Consider the following 16,500-nt stretch of genomic DNA (forward strand, 5'->3'; position numbering starts at 1 on the left):
AGTCGCGACGAGCGAAGACGGATAGCCTCCACACTCCGGACGCGGTCGGGGCTGAAGTCCCTCCTACAGGAAGTGCGCAATGCGCGTCGATCCGCCATCGCAGCGGAGTTGCGCTGTTCACCACGCGCCACAACCGCTCGCTGCTGCACGACACCGCGACGCGATATGCGCGATCCTGGGCGCCCCCGCGTTGCCGTGCGTGCCGATGTCCGCGCCCTCCCCCGATCCGTTGTCCGTTCCGAACTACCGCAGCTTCCGCCCGCTGCTGTGGCTGGTGTCGCTGGCCATCTTCATGCAGATGCTGGATGCGACCATCGTCAACACCGCGCTGCCGGCGATGGCGCGCAGCCTGGGCGAGAGCCCGCTGCAGATGCAGTCGGTGGTGTTCAGCTACGCGCTGGCGGTGGCGATGTTCATCCCCGCCTCGGGCTGGATCGCCGACCGCTACGGCACGCGCCGCACCTTCCTGGCCGCGATCGTGCTGTTCACCCTCGGCTCGCTGCTGTGCGCGGCGGCGCCGCGCCTGCCCTACCTGGTCGCCGCGCGCGTGCTGCAGGGCATTGGCGGGGCGATGCTGCTGCCGGTCGGGCGGCTGGCGGTGCTGCGCTCGGTGTCGCGCGAGCAGTTCCTGCGCGCGATGAGCTTCATCGCGATCCCGGCGCTGATCGGGCCGCTGGTCGGGCCGACCCTGGGCGGCTGGCTGGTGCAGGTGGCGTCGTGGCACTGGGTGTTCCTGATCAACCTGCCGATCGGCGCGATCGGCTTCGTCGCCGCGCTGAAGGTGATGCCGGATTTCCACGGCGAGCAGCGCGTGCGCTTCGACCTGGTCGGCTACGCGATGCTGGCCTTCGGCATGGTCGCGCTGTCGCTGGCGCTGGACGGCATCTCCGAGCTGGGCCTGCGCCACGCGTTCGTGATGCTGCTGGCGATCGCCGGCCTGGCCGCGCTGATCGGCTACTGGCTGCACGCGGCCAACGCCGCCGCGCCGCTGTTCCCGCTGCACCTGTTCAAGGTGGTGAGCTTCCGCATCGGCATCCTCGGCAACCTGTTCGCGCGCGTGGGCAGCGGCAGCATGCCGTTCCTGATCCCGCTGCTGCTGCAGGTCGGCCTGGGCATGAGCCCGATGCATGCCGGGCTGATGATGGTCCCGGTGGCGCTGGCCGGCATGGCCGCCAAGCGCGCGGCGGTGAAGCTGGTGGAAAGCTATGGCTATCGCCAGGTGCTGATGACCAACACGGTGCTGGTCGGGATGGCGATGTCCAGCTTCATGCTGTTCGACGCCGGCCAGGCGCTGGGCTGGCGGCTGCTTCAACTGGCGCTGTTCGGCGCGGTGAACTCGCTGCAGTTCACCGTGATGAACACGGTGACGTTGCGCGACCTGGACCGCGACCAGGCCAGCGCCGGCAACAGCCTGCTGTCGATGGTGATGATGCTGGCCACCGGCTTCGGCGCAGCCGCGGCCGGCAGCCTGCTGGCCGCGTTCAACAGCCACCTGGGCGACGGCCACGGCGCCACCGCCGCCCTGCACGCCACCTTCGTCTGCGTCGGCGCGATCACCCTGACCTCCACGCTGATCTTCTGGCAGTTGCCCGATACCCGGCCGCATCCGAAGCAGGTGGAGGAAGTGGCGGAGTAGCCGGGACTCGGGACTCGGGACCCGTAGGAGCGCCGCGCCGGCTGGTCTACGAAGTCACGAAACGATCAGCCGCGACATCACGCTTTTTCGAGTCCCGAGTCCCCGGTCCCGAGTCCCGGCCCCTTCAGCGCCTCCTCGATCGCCTCGGCCAGCATGTCCCCGGTCACCGGCTTGCGCAGGAAGCCGTCGAAGCCGGCGGCGCGCGCGTGCGGCTCGGCGTCGGCGTCGGCGCGCGCGGTGACCGCGATCAGCGGCATCTCGTAGCCGAACACGCGCAGCTGCCGCGCCAGCGCCAGGCCGTCCAGGCCCGGCAGGTCCAGGTCCAGCAGCGCCACGTCGAACGGGCTGCCGGCGACCTCGGTCAGCGCCGCCAGCGCGTGCACCGCGTGCGTGACCTGGTGGCCGCGCGCGCTGAGCAGGCCGCTGATCACCTCGGCCACGGTGGCGTCGTCCTCGACCAGCAGGATCCGCAGCGGCCGCGTCGCCACCACGTCGCGCTCGGCGCGCGCGCCGCGGCCCGGCGCCGATTCCACCCACGGCAGCGGCAGCTCGACCACGAAGCGGGTGCCGACGCCGAGCTTGCTCTCGATGTCGATGCGCCCGCCCATCGCCACCGCCAGCTCCTGGCAGATCGCCAGGCCCAGGCCGCTGCCGCCGTAGCGCGCCGCGGTGCGCGGGCCATTGGCTTGCTCGAAACGCTGGAACAGGCGCGCCTGCTGCTCGGCGTTGATGCCCGGGCCGGTGTCGGCGACCTCGAAACGCACGCCGGTGGCCTCGTGCTGCGGCGCGATGCGCAAGGTGACCCCGCCATGGTCGGTGAACTTGATCGCGTTGCTCAGCAGGTTCAGCAGGATCTGCCGCACCCGGGTCGCGTCGCCGCTGGCCGAGACCTCGGCCGGCATCGCGTTGTCCAGTTCGAAGTACAGGCCGCGGCTTTGCGCCATCGGCCCCATCATCGCCTCCAGCTCGGCGATCAGCTGGCCCAGGTCGAACGGCTGCTGGTCCAGCTCCAGGCGTCCGGCCTCGATCCGCGCCAGGTCCAGCGCGTCGTTGACCAGCCGCAGCAGATGCGCGCCGGCGCGGCGGATCGATTCGGTGTAGCTGCGCTGCTTCGGATCCAGCGGCGTGGCCAGCAGCAGTTCGCTCATGCCCAGCACCCCGGTCATCGGCGTGCGCACCTCGTGGCCGAGCGTGGCCAGGAAGCGGGTCTTGGCCAGCGACGCCTGCTCGGCCAGTTCCTGCTTGTGCAAGGCCAGCTGCCAGGCGTTGCGCCGGCGCAGGCGCCGCCGGTACAGGTGCGAGGCCAGCCACAGCGCCAGCGCCGCCAGCAGCGCCAGGCCGGCCAGGCCCCAGGGGCTGAGCCACCACGGCGGCAGCACCCGGAAGCGCAGCACGGTCACCTTCGACCACACCTTGTCGGCGGTGCGCGCCTGCATCTCCAGCGTGTAGCGTCCGGCCGGCAAGCGCGAGAACAGGCGCTCGCCGCTGGCGCCGACGTCGACCCATTCCGGATCGTAGCCGCTGAGCCGGAACCGGTAGTTATTGGCCTCGGTGTCGGAGAAGGACAGCAGCCGCGCCACGATGTGCAGGTCGCGGTCGCCTTCCTGCAGCGCGATCTCGCTGGTGTGGGTCAGGTCCAGCGCGCGCTCGCCGCGCCGCACCCCGACCCGTTCCACCACCAGCGGCGGCTGCCGCCTGGACGGCACCACCTGCGACGGCTCGAACAGCACCAGCCCGTCCGGGGTGCCGCCGACGATCTGCCCGGTGCTGGCCTGGGCCAGCGTGTGCGGATAGAACTCCTGGTTGGGCAGGCCGTCGTGCACGCCGTACAGGCGGATCGCGCGGCTGGCCGGCTCCAGCCGGATCAGCCCGCGCACGCTGCCCATCCACGCCACGCCGTGGCCGTCCACGACCAGGCTGTTCGGCGCCAGCGCCGGGAACTCCTGTTCGCCGTCGATGCGGTCGAGCAGGTTCAGGCGCTTGCCGTCCCACAGGTAGCGTTCCAGCTGGCCGACGCTGCCCAGCCAGATCACGTTGCCCTCGGTGATGGTGAAGGTGCTCAGCGGGCGCACCGGCGCGCCGGGCACCGGCTCGAAACGCTGCGCGGCCGGATTCCAGGCCAGCACCCCATGCAGTCCCAGCAGCCAGGGCTGGCCGAGCGGTCCGACCTTGGCCTCCTCCATCGTCGTCGACAGCGGCAGGCCATCGGCGCCAGGCGGGATGGTACGCAGCACGCGCCCTTCCAGGTCGCGCACCTGCACGCCGCCGACATCGCTGAACAACCAGATCCGGTCGTCGCCGCTGAGCATCGCCGCATCGACGTCGCCGGGCATCGGCGCATCGACCGCATCGCCGGTGTTCCAGCGCCGGACCTCGCCGCTGACCGGGTCGTAGCGCAGCAGCGCGCCCTGGCTGCCCGCCCACACCCGGCCGTTGCGGTCCTCGGTGAGCGCGCGCGACCAGTTGCGCCCGAACATCGCCATGATGTGGTGGCGCACCGCGCCGGTGGCCGGGTCCAGCTTGTCGAGCACGCCGCGGGTGCCGGCCAGCCAGATGCCGCCGTCGCGCGAGGGCGCGGTGGCCAGCACGTAGGGATTGGCCACCGTGCCGGGATCGTCGACGCGGTAGGACAGCACCGAGAACTGGCGCCAGTTCGCCGGCAAGTACCACAACCCGGTGTTGGGGCTGGCGAACCACAGGCCGCCTTCGCGGTCCTCGAACGCCAGCGCCCAGTTCGGCTTGACCAGGCCGTGCGCCGAAGCGCTGTACAGCGGCACGTTGCGGATCTGCGCGCCCTCGCTCTCGCGGCCCAGGCCGTCGTTGGTGTCGAACCAGCGGTTGCCGCTGCGGTCGTGCACCAGCATCGCCAGCACGTTCTCGCTGGCCATGTTGTGCCAGTACGGGGCGATCACGTGGCCGTCGCGGCGGACCAGGCGCACGCCGCTGAGCGTGGAGACCCACAGGTTGCCCTCGCGCTCGGGGGTGAGCCCGTTGACCTTCTGCTCGGGCAGCGCCGATGCCGGCAGGCGCTGGAAATCGCGCCCGGTCCAGCGCGCCGCGCCGCCGCGGGTGCCGACCCACAGCGTGCCGTCGCTGGTCACCGCCAGATGGGTGACCATCGCCGACGGCAGGCTGCGCTCGTCGCCCGGCATCGGCATGAAGCGCTGCATGCGGCCATCGGGCAGCAGGCGGTGCAGCCCGCCGCTGGAGGTGCCGAACCAGATGCTGCCGTCGGGCGTGGAGGTGATCGCCCAGACCGTGCTGCCGCCGATCTGCGGATAGTCGGTGCGGTCGTAGAAGCGGAACGTGCGCCGGTCCGCCGACAGCATCGCCATGCCCGCGTTCTGGGTGCCGATCCAGACCCGGTTCTGCGCATCCACGTGCACGGTCCAGATCTTGTTGTCGCGCAGGCCGTCCTCGACCCGCCAGATGCGGTAGCCGCGCCCGTCGAAACGCGCCAACCCGTCGCTGCTGGCCAGCCACAGGTAGCCGAGCTGGTCTTCGGCGAAGCCGTTGATGCTGTTGGACGGCAGTCCGTCGGCCACGGTGAGCTGGCGCGGCTGCGGCGTCAGCGGCACGGTGGCCCCGGCGCTGCCGGCGCACAGCAGCAGCAGCCACAACCAGATCCCCCCTGACCGCATCGTCATCTCCCTGTGCGTACCGGGTCAGCCACCCCGGCGCCCAGGCGGCATCGTCGGCGATAACCGCGCCCGCTGGCAACCGCCGTGCGAGCGCCGTGCAGCGGTCTATCGCCGGGTTCGTCGCGACTGGAGTCGCTCCACAGGGATTGCGGTGCGCCGGCCGGGGTGCACTGTAGGAGGGGCTTCAGCCCCGACGGTATCGGAAGCCGTCAGGTCTCTCGCTGCGTTCGTCGCGACTGAAGTCGCTCCCACAGGGACTCGCGGTGCGCCGGCCGGGTGCACTGTAGGAGGGGCTTCAGCCCCGACGGTGTCCGAAGCCGTCGGGTCTCTCGCTGCGTTCGTCGCGACTGAAGTCGCTCCCACAGGGACTCGCGGTGCGCCCGGCCGGGTGCACTGTGGGAGGGGCTTCAGCCCCGACGGTGTCCGAAGCCGTCAGCTCCGCTAGCGATCGGCGGCGGATGCCGGCGGCGCCGAAGCGGCGGCCAGGCCGGCGTAGATCGCCTCGGCGAGCATGTCGCCGGTCACCGGCTTGCGCACGAAGCCGACGAAGCCCGCCGCGCGCGTCTGCGCCTCGGCCTCGGCGTCCGAGCGCGCGGTCACCGCGATCAGCGCGAAATCGTGGCCGAGCCCGCGCAGCTGCCGCGCCAGCGCCAGGCCGTCCAGGCCCGGCAGGTCCAGGTCCAGCAGCGCCACGTCGAACGTGGCCTGCGTGGCCTCGGTCAGCGCCGCCAGCCCGTGCGCGGCGTGCACCACGCGATGCCCGCGCGCGCGCAGCAGCGCGCTCATCACCTCGGCGACGGTGGGCTCGTCCTCGACCAGCAGGATCTGCAGCGGCGCCTGCGGCCGCGGCGCGGGCACGGCGTCGCCGGCCTCGGCGCCGTCGCGCGGCTGCCACGGCAACGGCAGCTCGACGCGGAAACGCGCGCCGTGGCCGAGCCGGCTGTCGACCTGGATGCGCCCGCCCATCGCCGCCGCCAGCTCCTGGCTGATCGCCAGGCCCAGTCCGCTGCCGCCATAGCGCGCGGCGGTCCGCGGCCCTTCGCCCTGCTCGAAGCGCTTGAACAGCCGCGTCTGCTGCTCGGCGCTGATGCCCGGGCCGGTGTCGATCACCTCGAAGCACAGGCCCTGCGCCGGTGGCGCGTGCAGCGGCGCCAGCTGCAGCATCACGCCGCCGCTGTCGGTGAACTTGATCGCGTTGCCGAGCAGGTTGAGCAGGATCTGCCGCACCCGCACCACGTCGCCGGTGGCCATGCACGCGCCGGGCATCGCGTCCTGGCACTGGAAGTGCAGCCCGCGCGCCTGCGCCAGCGGCGCCATCAGGTTCACCACCTCGGCCAGCAGCAGTTGCAGGTCGAACGGGTGCGGGTCCAGCTGCAGCCGGCCGGCTTCGATGCGCGCCAGGTCCAGCGCGTCGTTGACCAGATGCAGCAGGTGCGTGCCGGCGCGGCGGATCGATTCGGTGTAGCCGCGCTGGGTCGCATCCAGCGGCGTGGTCAGCAGCAGTTCGCTCATGCCCAGCACCCCGGTCATCGGCGTGCGCACCTCGTGGCCGAGCATGGCCAGGAAGCGGGTCTTGGCCAGCGACGCCTGCTCGGCCACTTCCTGCTTGTGCAGCGCCAGCTGCCAGGCGTGCTGCCGGCGCAGGCGCCGGCGGTAGGCATGCAGCGAACCGAGCAACGACAGCGCGAGCAGGACCGCCAGCGCGGCCACGCCCCAGGCGCTGCGCCACCACGGCGGGCGCATGCGGAAATCGATCCGCAGCGACGGCGACCAGGCACCGTCGCGGGTCCGGGCCTGGATCTCCAAAACGTTGTCGCCGGCGGGCAGCTGCGGCAGCGTGCGCTCGCCGCTTGCGCCCACCATCACCCAGTCGCGGTCGTAGCCGTGCAGGCGGAAGCGGTACGCGTGCCCTTCCGGATCGACGAACGACAGCAGCCGCGCGACCACGCGCAGGTCGCGGTCCTGCGGCCGCAGCACGAAGCCGCCATCGCGCGGCAGCGTCACCGGCGTCTCGCCGCGCCGCACCTGCACGCTCTCCACGCTCAGCGCCAGCGGCACCGGCGGCGGATCGGGCTGCTGCGTGTCCAGCAGCGCCACCGTGCCGTCGGCGGCGGCGGCGACCAGCACGCCGTCGGCGCCCAGCAGCAGCCCGCGATTGACCAGTTCCTGGCTGCCCAGGCCGTCGCGGGTGCCGAACCCGCGCACCGGCACCGCCTGCCGCGGATCCACCCGGAACAGGCCGCGGCGCATCGCCAGCCAGGCCCGCCCCTGCGCATCGACGGCCAGGCCGCTGGACTCGGTGGCCGGCACGCCGTCGGCGCCGGCATAGCGGCGCACGCGCTGCCAGCGCCCGCCGTCGCGGCGCCATTGCTCCAGTCCGGAGCGGCGGTGCAGCCACAGCGTGCGCGCGTCGGCGAAGGCGAACGACTGCACCCGCTCCTGGCCGAACTCGGCCGGGGTGCGGAACTGCCCGGCGCCGGCGTCCCAGTACTGGAAACGCTCGGCCGCCAGCCACGGCACGCCGTCCGGACTCAGTTCGAAGGCGGCGATGTCGGCGCCGGCCAGGCCACGCTGGCCGGCGGGGATGTTGTCCAGCACCCGGCCATCGCCGGTGGCGCGCAGCTGCACGCCGAAGCCCGGCGCGGCGTCCCACAGCGTGCCGTCGGCGCCCTGCCGCAGCCAGGCGTTGTTGCCGAGCTCGGGCGTGGGATCGGGGCTGCCCGGGGTGCGGCCCCAGCGCCGCAGCGCACCGCCCGCGGCCGGCCCGCGCGCCAGCGTCGAACTGCCGCCCAGCCACAGCTGCCGGTTGCGGTCCTCGAGCAGCGACATCAGCCGGTCGCCGATCGGGCCATCCCAGGCCGGCGCGGTCAGCGCGCCGCTGCGCGTGTCCAGCCGGTAGACGCTACCGCCGGCGCCGCCCAGCCAGACCCCGCCGCCCTGCGCCGGCGCCAGCCCGCCATAGATGTCGGCCGGCAGCCCTTGCGCCGGGCCGAGCACCGCCAGCCGCCGCCAGTCCGGGCGCAGGTAGCCCAGGCCGCGCGTGGGCAGCGGCACCCACAGCCCGCCTTCCCGGTCGCGCAGCAGGCTGGCCACCACGTTGGCGCCGGACACCGCCGCATCGCCTTCGCTGATCCGCCGGATCGCCGCATCGGCCGGCTTGTGCCACAGCCCTTCGCCGTTGCCGGCCCAGTAGCCGCCGGCGCCGTCCTCGCCGATGGTCAGCACCGCCCGCTGCAGCGGGCCGATCCAGTCCGCACGGTGCCAGCGGCCGGCGCGATCGAGCCGGAACAGGCCGGTGTTGGCGCTGACCCACAGGCCGTCGTGCAACGCGGTGATCGAGATGATCGCCTGCCGCGCCTGGGTGCCGTCGGCGAGCCGGTACGCCAGCGCACGCTTGCCGTCGTAGCGGACCAGGCCCTTGACCGTGCCCACCCACAGCACCCCGGCACGATCGAAGGCCAGAGTCACGATCGCGCTGTCGAGCATCGCATCGACCGCCGGCTCGCCAGCGCGCACGCGCTGCAGCCCGCCACCGTCCCGTACCCGGTACAGGCCGCCGCTGTAGGTGCCGAAGAACACGTCCTCGCCGCGGCTGGCGATCGCGAACACCTCGTCGCTGCGCATCGCCGGCTGCGTGGCCATGTTGAAATGGCGGAAGCCGCGCCGCTCGGCGTCGAGCACGCTCAGCCCGCCGCCTTCGCAGGCGACCCAGACCCGGTTGCGCGCATCCACGTGCAGTTCCTGCACGTAGTTGCAGCGCAGCGACTGCGGGTCGTCCGGCTCGTGGCGCCAGGTACGGAACTCGCGGCCGTCGTAGCGCGCCAGGCCGTCGCCGCTGGCCACCCACAGGTAGCCGTCCCGATCCAGCCCCAGCCGCGAGATCTCGCTGGACGGCAGGCCCTGCTCGGCGCCGAGCACGCGGAACCGCGGCAGTTCCGGCACCGCGGCGGCGGCCAGCGCATACCAGCCGGCCAGCAGGCAGAGCGCGAGCGTCCATCCGCGCCGCAGGCGCCGGGGACGGGGTGTGTGCATCGGTAGCTACTCCTGGGGCGTTGGCCGGTCGGCGCGGGTGAACGCCGGCACACCGCCGGCAACGCACCGCGCGCACGCGCCGATCGCGCCGGCGTCCTGTCGCGGCAGCGTCCTTATACCGCGGAGGCGCCTGCAAAATCACTCGCCGCGCGCCGCGCAACGAACCGTTGCGTCCCGCGCCGGCGCAAGCGCCCCGACTGGGCCTAGAATCCGCCTACCTCTTCCGCGGCCCCTTCCGATGCTTCAGCGCCATGCGCTCGCCCTGCTGCTGACGCTGCCGTCCGCCACCGCGCTGGCCGCGCCGGCGCAGTACGCGCTGGACCCGGTGCACACCCGCGTGCTGTTCGCGATCGAGCACGCCGGTTTCTCCAAGGCGCTGGGCACGGTCTCCGGCAGCAGCGGCACCCTGGTGTTCGATCCGGACGACTGGACCAGCGCGCGCCTGCAGGCGCAGGTGCCGCTGCAGCGGCTCGACCTGGGCGACGAGAAGTGGAACCGCGCCGCGCTGGCGCGCAACCTGCTCGACGGCGAGCGCTACCCCGAGGCGCGGTTCGTCTCCACCCGGATCGAGCCGATCGACGCCACCCACGCGCGCGTGTTCGGCGAACTGAGCCTGCACGGGGTCAGCCGCGAGATCGCGCTGGAGGTGACCCTCAACGCGCTCAAGCGGCATCCGCTGCCGCCGTTCCGGCGCACCGTGGGCTTCTCCGCCACCGCCACGCTGCAGCGCGCCGACTTCGGCATCGATGCCTGGCCGTCGATGATCGGCGCCACCGTGGAGCTGCGTATCGAAGCCGAGGCCACCCGCCAGGGCCGCGCCGAACGCGACGATCCGGCCCAAGCCGCCCCCACCGATCCGCCGGTTGCACCGGACCCCACGCAGGAGCCGTCGCCATGAAGAACACCGAACGCTGGGGCGGCGTCAGCCAGACCCTGCACTGGCTGATCGCCCTGTTGATCCTGCTGCTGGGCGTGGTCGGCTTGGTCATGGGCGAACTGCCGAAGACGCCGAAGTACTTCTGGGTGTACACCGCGCACAAGTCGCTGGGCCTGTCGGTGCTGGCGCTGGTGATCGCGCGGCTGGGCTGGCGCCTGTACGCCGGCGCGCCGCAGCCGGTGCCGGGCACGCCGCGCTGGCAGGAGCGCATCGCCGGCGCCACCCATGTGCTGCTGTACGTGCTGATCTTCGCCATGCCGCTGTCCGGCTGGCTGTACGACTCGGCCAGCGGGCTGCGCCCGTTCCGCTGGTTCGGCTTGGTCGCCGTGCCCAAGCTCAGCGCCCCCGACGAACGCCTGCGCGACCTGGCGCACGGCGTGCACGAATGGGGCTTCTGGCTGCTGATCGCGGTGGTGGTGGCGCATGCGGCCGCCGCGTTCTACCACCACCTGTTCCAACGCGATGCCACGCTGGCGCGGATGCTGCCGCGCGGCTGGCTTTCCCCCAAATCCTGAGGAGTCGTCCGATGTCGTCCCGTTTCGCTTCCCCCGCCGCCGTCGCCGCCAGCCTGGTGGCGATGTTCGCCACCGCGCCGGCGCTGGCCGCCGACTACGTGCAGGCGCCGGGCTCGAGCCTGGTGTTCGCCAGCAAGTACGACGGCGAGGTGTTCACCGGCCAATTCCCCGGCTTCGACACCAAGCTCAGCTTCGACCCGGCCAACCTGGCCGCCTCCAAGCTCGACGTCACCATCCCGCTGGCCGGCGCCAAGAGCGGCAATGCCGACCGCGACTCCACGCTGCAGGGCGCGGATTTCTTCAACGTGGCCAAGTTCGCCACCGCGCGCTACAGCGCCAGCAAGTTCCGCGCGCTGGGCGGCAACCAGTACGCGGCTGATGGCACCCTGGAACTGCGCGGGGTCAGCAAGCCGGTGACCCTGACCTTCACCTGGACCCCGGGGGCGCAACCGGTGCTGGCCGGCAAGGCGGTGGTCAAGCGCCTGGACTTCGGCGTGGGCGGCGGCGACTGGGCCGACACCGGCACCATCCCGAACGAAACCGCGATCAGCACCAAGGTCGTGTTCAAGGCGAAGTGAGTCGCCACTGGCCGGCGCGAACGCCCGGCCGCTGGGCGGCGGACCACTCGTCGGGTCCGCCGCTTTTTTTATGCGCGCAGAAGGCAGGGATTCGTCGCGGCGGGCATTGCAGCGACCCGGACCGGAGCGCCCCGGCATGCAGGCGACGGTCCGGCGCGACCACACCGCGCAAGCGTCCGTGCAGCCACGCGGGCGTCGCGCCGCGGGCGAGGCGCCCGCGCTGCGCTATCGCGGCGCCAGCCATTGGCCCAGCCGCGCCACATCGAACGGCCATTCCAGTTCGCGGCCGCCGGCATCGCGCAGCACCGGCACGCGCTCGCCGTAGCGCACTTCCAGCGCCGGATCGCCATCGATGAACACGCTGTCGAACTCCGGCGCGCGCGCCTGCGCCAGCACCGCCAGCGCCAGGTCGCACAGATGGCAGTCGTCGCGCTGGAACAGGGTCAGTAGCATGAACGTGGACTCCCAATGCTGCACTGCGGGTCATGTGCGAACGAGCGGAAGCTTAGAATAGCGGTCTTTACGCTCACCCTTCGGCAAGCATGGCAGTCAGCACGTTCGACCTGTTCAAGATCGGCATCGGGCCGAGTTCCTCGCATACCGTCGGACCGATGCGCGCCGCGGCGCGCTTCGTGCAGCGCTGGCTGGACGATGCGGGGCGGCTGCACGAGGTGGTGCGGCTGCGCGCGGAGGTGTTCGGCTCGCTGGCGTTGACCGGGCGCGGCCATGGCACCGACAAGGCCCTGCTGATGGGCCTGGAAGGGCACCTGCCCAACCAGATCGATCCGGACATCATTCCTGCGGCGCTGCAGCGCATCCGCGCCGACAGGCGCCTGCGCCTGCTCGGCCGGCACGAGATCGCCTTCGACGAGAAGCGCGACCTGGCGATGAACAAGCGGCAGAAGCTGCCCTACCACACCAACGGCATGCGTTTCACCGCCTACGCCGCCGACGAGTCGGTGATCGCCACGCGCGACTACTACTCGGTCGGCGGCGGCTTCGTGGTCAACCAGGACGACGCCGCCGACGACCGCATCGTCGCCGACGAGACCCCGCTGCCCTACCCGTTCAAGAGCGGCGACGAACTGCTGGCGCAGGCCGCGCGCAGCGGCCTGAGCATCGCCGAACTGATGTTCGAGAACGAGAAATGCTGGCGCAGTGAGGACGAGATCCGCGACGGCCTGCGCGAGCTCTGGAACGCGATGCAGAGCTGCGTGGCGCGCGGCATCCGCGAAGAGGGCACCCTGCCCGGCGGGCTGAACGTATCGCGGCGCGCGCCGGCGCTGTACCGCGAACTGTCGTCCAAGCCGGAAGCGGCGATGCGCGATCCGCTGACCACGCTGGACTGGGTCAACCTGTACGCGCTGGCGGTCAACGAGGAAAACGCCGCCGGCGGCCGCGTGGTCACCGCGCCGACCAACGGCGCGGCCGGCATCATCCCGTCGGTGCTGCACTACTTCGACCGCTTCTGCCCGGGCAGCAGCGAGCAGCGCATCTTCGACTTCCTGCTGACCGCCGCGGCGATCGGCATCCTGTACAAGGAGAACGCCTCGATCTCCGGCGCCGAGGTCGGCTGCCAGGGCGAGGTCGGCGTGGCCTGCTCGATGGCCGCCGGCGGCCTGGTCGCCGCGCTCGGCGGCGCCGCCGGGCAGATCGAGAACGCCGCCGAGATCGGCATGGAGCACAACCTCGGCCTGACCTGCGATCCGATCGGCGGGCTGGTGCAGATCCCGTGCATCGAGCGCAACGCGATGGGCGCGGTGAAGGCGATCAACGCCAGCCGCATGGCGATGCGCGGCGACGGCAAGCACAAGGTGTCGCTGGACAAGGTGATCAAGACCATGCGCGACACCGGCCGCGACATGCAGGACAAGTACAAGGAAACCAGCCGCGGCGGGCTGGCGGTCAACGTCATCGAATGCTGACCGGCGTCCGCCGCGGGCGCCCGGCCCGCCTTCACGGCGGCGTTGCGGCGCGCAGACGACCCTGCGCGGCCCGCTCCGGATAAAGATCCGCCGTTCCGTGCCGATAGCAGGTTTGCCAACTCGCCAACCCGGCACTGGAATGCCCTCGCCGCCTCGTCCTGCTTTCTGGTGCACGCTCGCGCTCAAGCTAGGCTTGTTCCTGGGCGCAGGACTATTGGCCGCCGCGCCCGCCGCCGCACTGCAGCCGGACAAGCAGTTCAACCACTACGAGCGCGACGAGTGGAGCCTGGAGCAGGGCCTGCCGCAGCTGAGCGTGGCGGCGCTGGCGCAGGACGCGGACGGCTATCTGTGGATCGGCACCATGGGCGGGCTGGCGCGCTTCGACGGCGTGCGCATGACCTCGTTCAGCGAAAGCGCGCCCGCGCACCTGCCCGGCACCATGATCAAGGCGCTGCGGGTGGGCCCGGACGGCAGCCTCTGGATCGGCACCTACCGCGGGCTGGCGCGCTACCGCGACGGCGGCTTCAGCACGCTGCGCCCGCAGGACCCGCAGGCGCCCTTGCTCAACATCGAATCCATCGCCATCGACGACCAGGGCACGGTGCTGGTCGCCGCGCAACAGGGCGTCTATGCGGTGGTCGGCGAGCAACTGCAATTGCGCCACCGGCTCGCCGACGGCGCGTACGCGCTGCTGCCGCGCGCCGACGGCCTGTGGGTGGGCAGCCGCGGCGCGGTGCTGCGCTACCCCGCCGGCGGCGGGCAGGGCCAGTCGCTGCCGTTGCCTGAGGACGCGCGCCAGGCGCCGGTGCGGCAGCTGCTCGATGCGCAGGGCCGGCTGTGGGCCGGCACCCGCGACGGGCTGCTGTTCCGCGACGGCGAGCGCTGGCAGCGCCTGGCCGGCGCCGCCGACGCCAACCGCCGGCCGGTGGAAGCCCTGTTCCAGGACCGCGACGGCAACCTGTGGGTGGGACTGCCCGAAGAACTGCTGCGCCTGCGCCAGGGCCGCATCGTCGAACGCTATGCCGAGAGCGACCGCGGCCTGGGAGTCAGCGCGATCTTCGAGGACCGCGAGCGCAACCTGTGGCTGGGCAGCCGCTGGAAGGGCGTGATCCGGCTGTGGGACGGCTGGACCCGCCGCTACAGCCGCTACGAAGGCCTGCACGACGCGCTGGCGTGGTCGCTGGCGCGCGATCCCGACGGCTCGCTGTGGGTGGGCACCGCCAGCGGCGTGGCGCGGCTGCGCGACGGCCGCTTCGAGCAGGTGCTGCGCCGCGAGCAGCTGCCGCAGGAGGACGCCTACACGCTGCTGGCCGAGCGCGGGCAGCTGTGGATCGGCACCCGCCGCGGCGCCTTGCTGTACCGCGACGGCAAGGCCACTACGCCGCCGCTGCTCGCGCCGCTGCGCGAACTGCAGGTCAACGGCATCGTCCGCGACCGCGCGCAGCGCCTGTGGTTCGCCACCAGCGACGGGGTGTTCCGCGCCGACGGCGCGCGGCTGCGCCGCTACGGCACCGCCGACGGGCTGCGCGACGCGCGCGTGCGCCTGCTGCGCGAAACCCGCGACGGGCGCCTGCTGGTCGGCTCGCAGTCCGGCCTGTACGAACTGCGCGGCGAGCGCATGCATGCGTTGAGCGCGCCCGGTTCGCCGCTGGCCGACGCCGACATCACCGCCCTGCACGAACTGCCCGGCGGCCAGCTGCTGGTCGGCACCCTGTCCGAGCAGCTGTGGGTGTTCGACGGCCAACGCTGGACCATGTTCGACGACGCCGACGGCCTGCCCGGCAACACCGCGTTCTTCATCACCGACGATGGCCGCGGCACCGTCTGGGTCGCCGGCATGCGCGGCGTGTACCGGATGCCGCTGAAGAACCTGCTCGCGCGCATCCGCGCACCGGCGACCGAACTGCATGCCGAGCTGCTGCTCAACGAGCGCGGCCAGCGCCACGGCGGCGTGCAGGGCCTGTGCTGCAACGGCGCCGGCAACGGCAAGGGCTTCATCGAGAACGGCACGCTATGGCTGCCCAGCCGCGACGGCGTGGTGGCGATGGACACCGCCAGCATCGTCAAGAACGCCGTGCCTCCGCGGCCTCGGGTGGAGCGGGTGCGCGTGCAGGGCCGCTGGCAGCTGCCGCAGGCGCTGCTCGGCCAGCCCCTGCCGGTGGACGCGCGCGACCTGGATTTCGAGTTCACCGCCGCCTCGTTCCAGGCGCCGGAGAACGTGGAGCTGAAATACCGCCTGCTCGGCTACGACACCGACTGGCGCATGCCCGAGGACATCCGCCAGCGCAGCGCCAGCTACACCAACCTGCCCGGCGGCGACTACGTGTTCGAGGTCACCGGCAGCAACAATGCCGGCGTATGGGCGGACAGCCCGGCGCGCCTGCCGTTCCGGATCCGGCCGCGCTTCCACGAGACGCTGTATTCGCGCCTGCTGCTCGGACTGGGCCTGGTTGCGCTGGTGCTGCTCGGCGTCCGCGTGGCGCGCATCGTCAACCGGCGCCAGCGCGAAGGGCTGGAGCGGCTGGTGCACGAACGCACCGAAGCCCTGCAGGCAGCCAACCAGCGCCTGCAGGAAGCCAGCTTCACCGACGAGCTGACCCAGCTGCGCAACCGACGCTACCTGTCGCTGCACATCCCCAGCGACATCGCGCTGTACCGGCGCATGGCCGCCAACGACCAGGACACGCTGGCGGCGGGCATGGTGTTCGCGCTGATCGACGTCGACCATTTCAAGGCGATCAACGACAGCGGCGGCCACCACACCGGCGATGCGGTACTGCAGCAGATGGCCCGGCTGCTGGTCAGCCTGACCCGCGAAAGCGACTACGTGGTGCGCTGGGGCGGCGAGGAATTCCTGCTGGTGCTGCGCTCGGCGCCGCGCGAGAACCTCGGCGTGGCCGCCGAGCGCCTGTGCCGGGCGATCGCCGCGCATCCGTTCGAATTCGACCACGGTCGCATCGGCCAGGTCACCTGCTCGATCGGCCTGGCGGAGTTCCCGTTCGTGCACGACCCGGACCACAAGCTGGGCTGGGAGCAGTTGCTGATCCTCGCCGATCGCGCGCTGTACCAGGCCAAGGCCAACGGACGCAACGGCTGGGCCGCGTACCGCCCGGTGCTCGGCGCCCAGGTCGAGCAGGTGCTGGCGGCGCTGCAGGAACCGGCCGACCGCATGCAGCACCATGCCTGCCTGACCCTGATGCACCGCTAGGCGCTAGGCGATGCACGTCCGAGATGGC

Annotated in this window: 9 protein-coding genes; 6 read left to right on the top strand and 3 right to left on the bottom strand. The window is 72.1% G+C overall.

The window, feature by feature from the left end:
* Window positions 1-205 precede the first annotated feature (205 nt).
* Window positions 206-1,636 (top strand): multidrug transporter subunit MdtD, encoded by a 1,431-nt coding sequence (mdtD, locus tag JR065_RS04370; protein WP_206232437.1) that lies wholly within the window; start codon window positions 206-208, stop codon window positions 1,634-1,636.
* 77 nt (window positions 1,637-1,713) lie between these two features.
* Here the strand turns inward: mdtD and JR065_RS04375 are convergent, their stop codons facing one another.
* Window positions 1,714-5,277 carry a hybrid sensor histidine kinase/response regulator gene (locus JR065_RS04375; RefSeq protein WP_241093369.1) on the bottom strand — a complete coding sequence of 1,188 codons (3,564 nt, stop codon included), beginning with the start codon at window positions 5,275-5,277 and terminating at the stop codon, window positions 1,714-1,716.
* A gap of 441 nt (window positions 5,278-5,718) precedes the next feature.
* The gene (locus tag JR065_RS04380) at window positions 5,719-9,309 is read right to left on the bottom strand and encodes a hybrid sensor histidine kinase/response regulator (RefSeq protein WP_206232441.1); all 3,591 of its coding nucleotides are present in this window, start codon (window positions 9,307-9,309) and stop codon (window positions 5,719-5,721) included.
* Between the two features lie 238 nt (window positions 9,310-9,547).
* Between JR065_RS04380 and JR065_RS04385 the strand changes: the two genes are divergently transcribed.
* Genes JR065_RS04385 through JR065_RS04395 form a run of 3 tightly spaced genes read left to right on the top strand, consistent with a single transcriptional unit; the run spans window position 9,548 to window position 11,339 of the window.
* Window positions 9,548-10,207 (top strand): YceI family protein, encoded by a 660-nt coding sequence (locus JR065_RS04385; RefSeq protein WP_206232443.1) that lies wholly within the window; start codon window positions 9,548-9,550, stop codon window positions 10,205-10,207.
* A complete protein-coding gene (locus JR065_RS04390; protein ID WP_206232445.1) occupies window positions 10,204-10,761 on the top strand; it encodes a cytochrome b in 558 nt (185 codons plus the stop codon). The genes JR065_RS04385 and JR065_RS04390 overlap by 4 nt, the downstream gene beginning before the upstream one ends.
* 11 nt (window positions 10,762-10,772) lie before the next feature.
* Window positions 10,773-11,339, top strand: a complete 567-nt coding sequence (locus JR065_RS04395; protein ID WP_206232447.1) for a YceI family protein — start codon at window positions 10,773-10,775, stop codon at window positions 11,337-11,339.
* A gap of 225 nt (window positions 11,340-11,564) precedes the next feature.
* Here JR065_RS04395 and JR065_RS04400 read toward each other — a convergent pair whose 3' ends face one another.
* A complete protein-coding gene (locus tag JR065_RS04400) occupies window positions 11,565-11,792 on the bottom strand; it encodes a glutaredoxin family protein (RefSeq protein ID WP_206232449.1) in 228 nt (75 codons plus the stop codon).
* A gap of 89 nt (window positions 11,793-11,881) precedes the next feature.
* On the opposite strand from JR065_RS04400, the gene JR065_RS04405 reads away from it, so the two are divergent.
* Together JR065_RS04405 and JR065_RS04410 are read left to right on the top strand one after the other, a co-directional pair.
* Entirely contained in the window at window positions 11,882-13,264 is a 1,383-nt protein-coding gene (locus tag JR065_RS04405; protein ID WP_206232451.1) for an L-serine ammonia-lyase, read from the top strand.
* A 214-nt stretch (window positions 13,265-13,478) separates the two neighbouring features.
* Window positions 13,479-16,472: a ligand-binding sensor domain-containing diguanylate cyclase gene (locus JR065_RS04410; protein WP_241093370.1), complete on the top strand. Its 2,994-nt coding sequence runs from the start codon at window positions 13,479-13,481 to the stop codon at window positions 16,470-16,472.
* The last annotated feature ends 28 nt before the right edge of the window (window positions 16,473-16,500 follow it).

The organism is Xanthomonas sp. (genome assembly GCF_017163755.1).
GTDB lineage: Bacteria > Pseudomonadota > Gammaproteobacteria > Xanthomonadales > Xanthomonadaceae > Xanthomonas_A.

What these genes read in the sequence shown, in the direction of transcription:
- mdtD (WP_206232437.1), top strand. Translation starts at nt 206, where the DNA reads ATGTCCGCGCCCTCCCCCGATCCGTTGTCCGTTCCGAACTACCGCAGC.
- JR065_RS04375 (WP_241093369.1), bottom strand. Translation starts at nt 5,277, where the DNA reads ATGCGGTCAGGGGGGATCTGGTTGTGGCTGCTGCTGCTGTGCGCCGGC.
- JR065_RS04380 (WP_206232441.1), bottom strand. Translation starts at nt 9,309, where the DNA reads ATGCACACACCCCGTCCCCGGCGCCTGCGGCGCGGATGGACGCTCGCG.
- JR065_RS04385 (WP_206232443.1), top strand. Translation starts at nt 9,548, where the DNA reads ATGCTTCAGCGCCATGCGCTCGCCCTGCTGCTGACGCTGCCGTCCGCC.
- JR065_RS04390 (WP_206232445.1), top strand. Translation starts at nt 10,204, where the DNA reads ATGAAGAACACCGAACGCTGGGGCGGCGTCAGCCAGACCCTGCACTGG.
- JR065_RS04395 (WP_206232447.1), top strand. Translation starts at nt 10,773, where the DNA reads ATGTCGTCCCGTTTCGCTTCCCCCGCCGCCGTCGCCGCCAGCCTGGTG.
- JR065_RS04400 (WP_206232449.1), bottom strand. Translation starts at nt 11,792, where the DNA reads ATGCTACTGACCCTGTTCCAGCGCGACGACTGCCATCTGTGCGACCTG.
- JR065_RS04405 (WP_206232451.1), top strand. Translation starts at nt 11,882, where the DNA reads ATGGCAGTCAGCACGTTCGACCTGTTCAAGATCGGCATCGGGCCGAGT.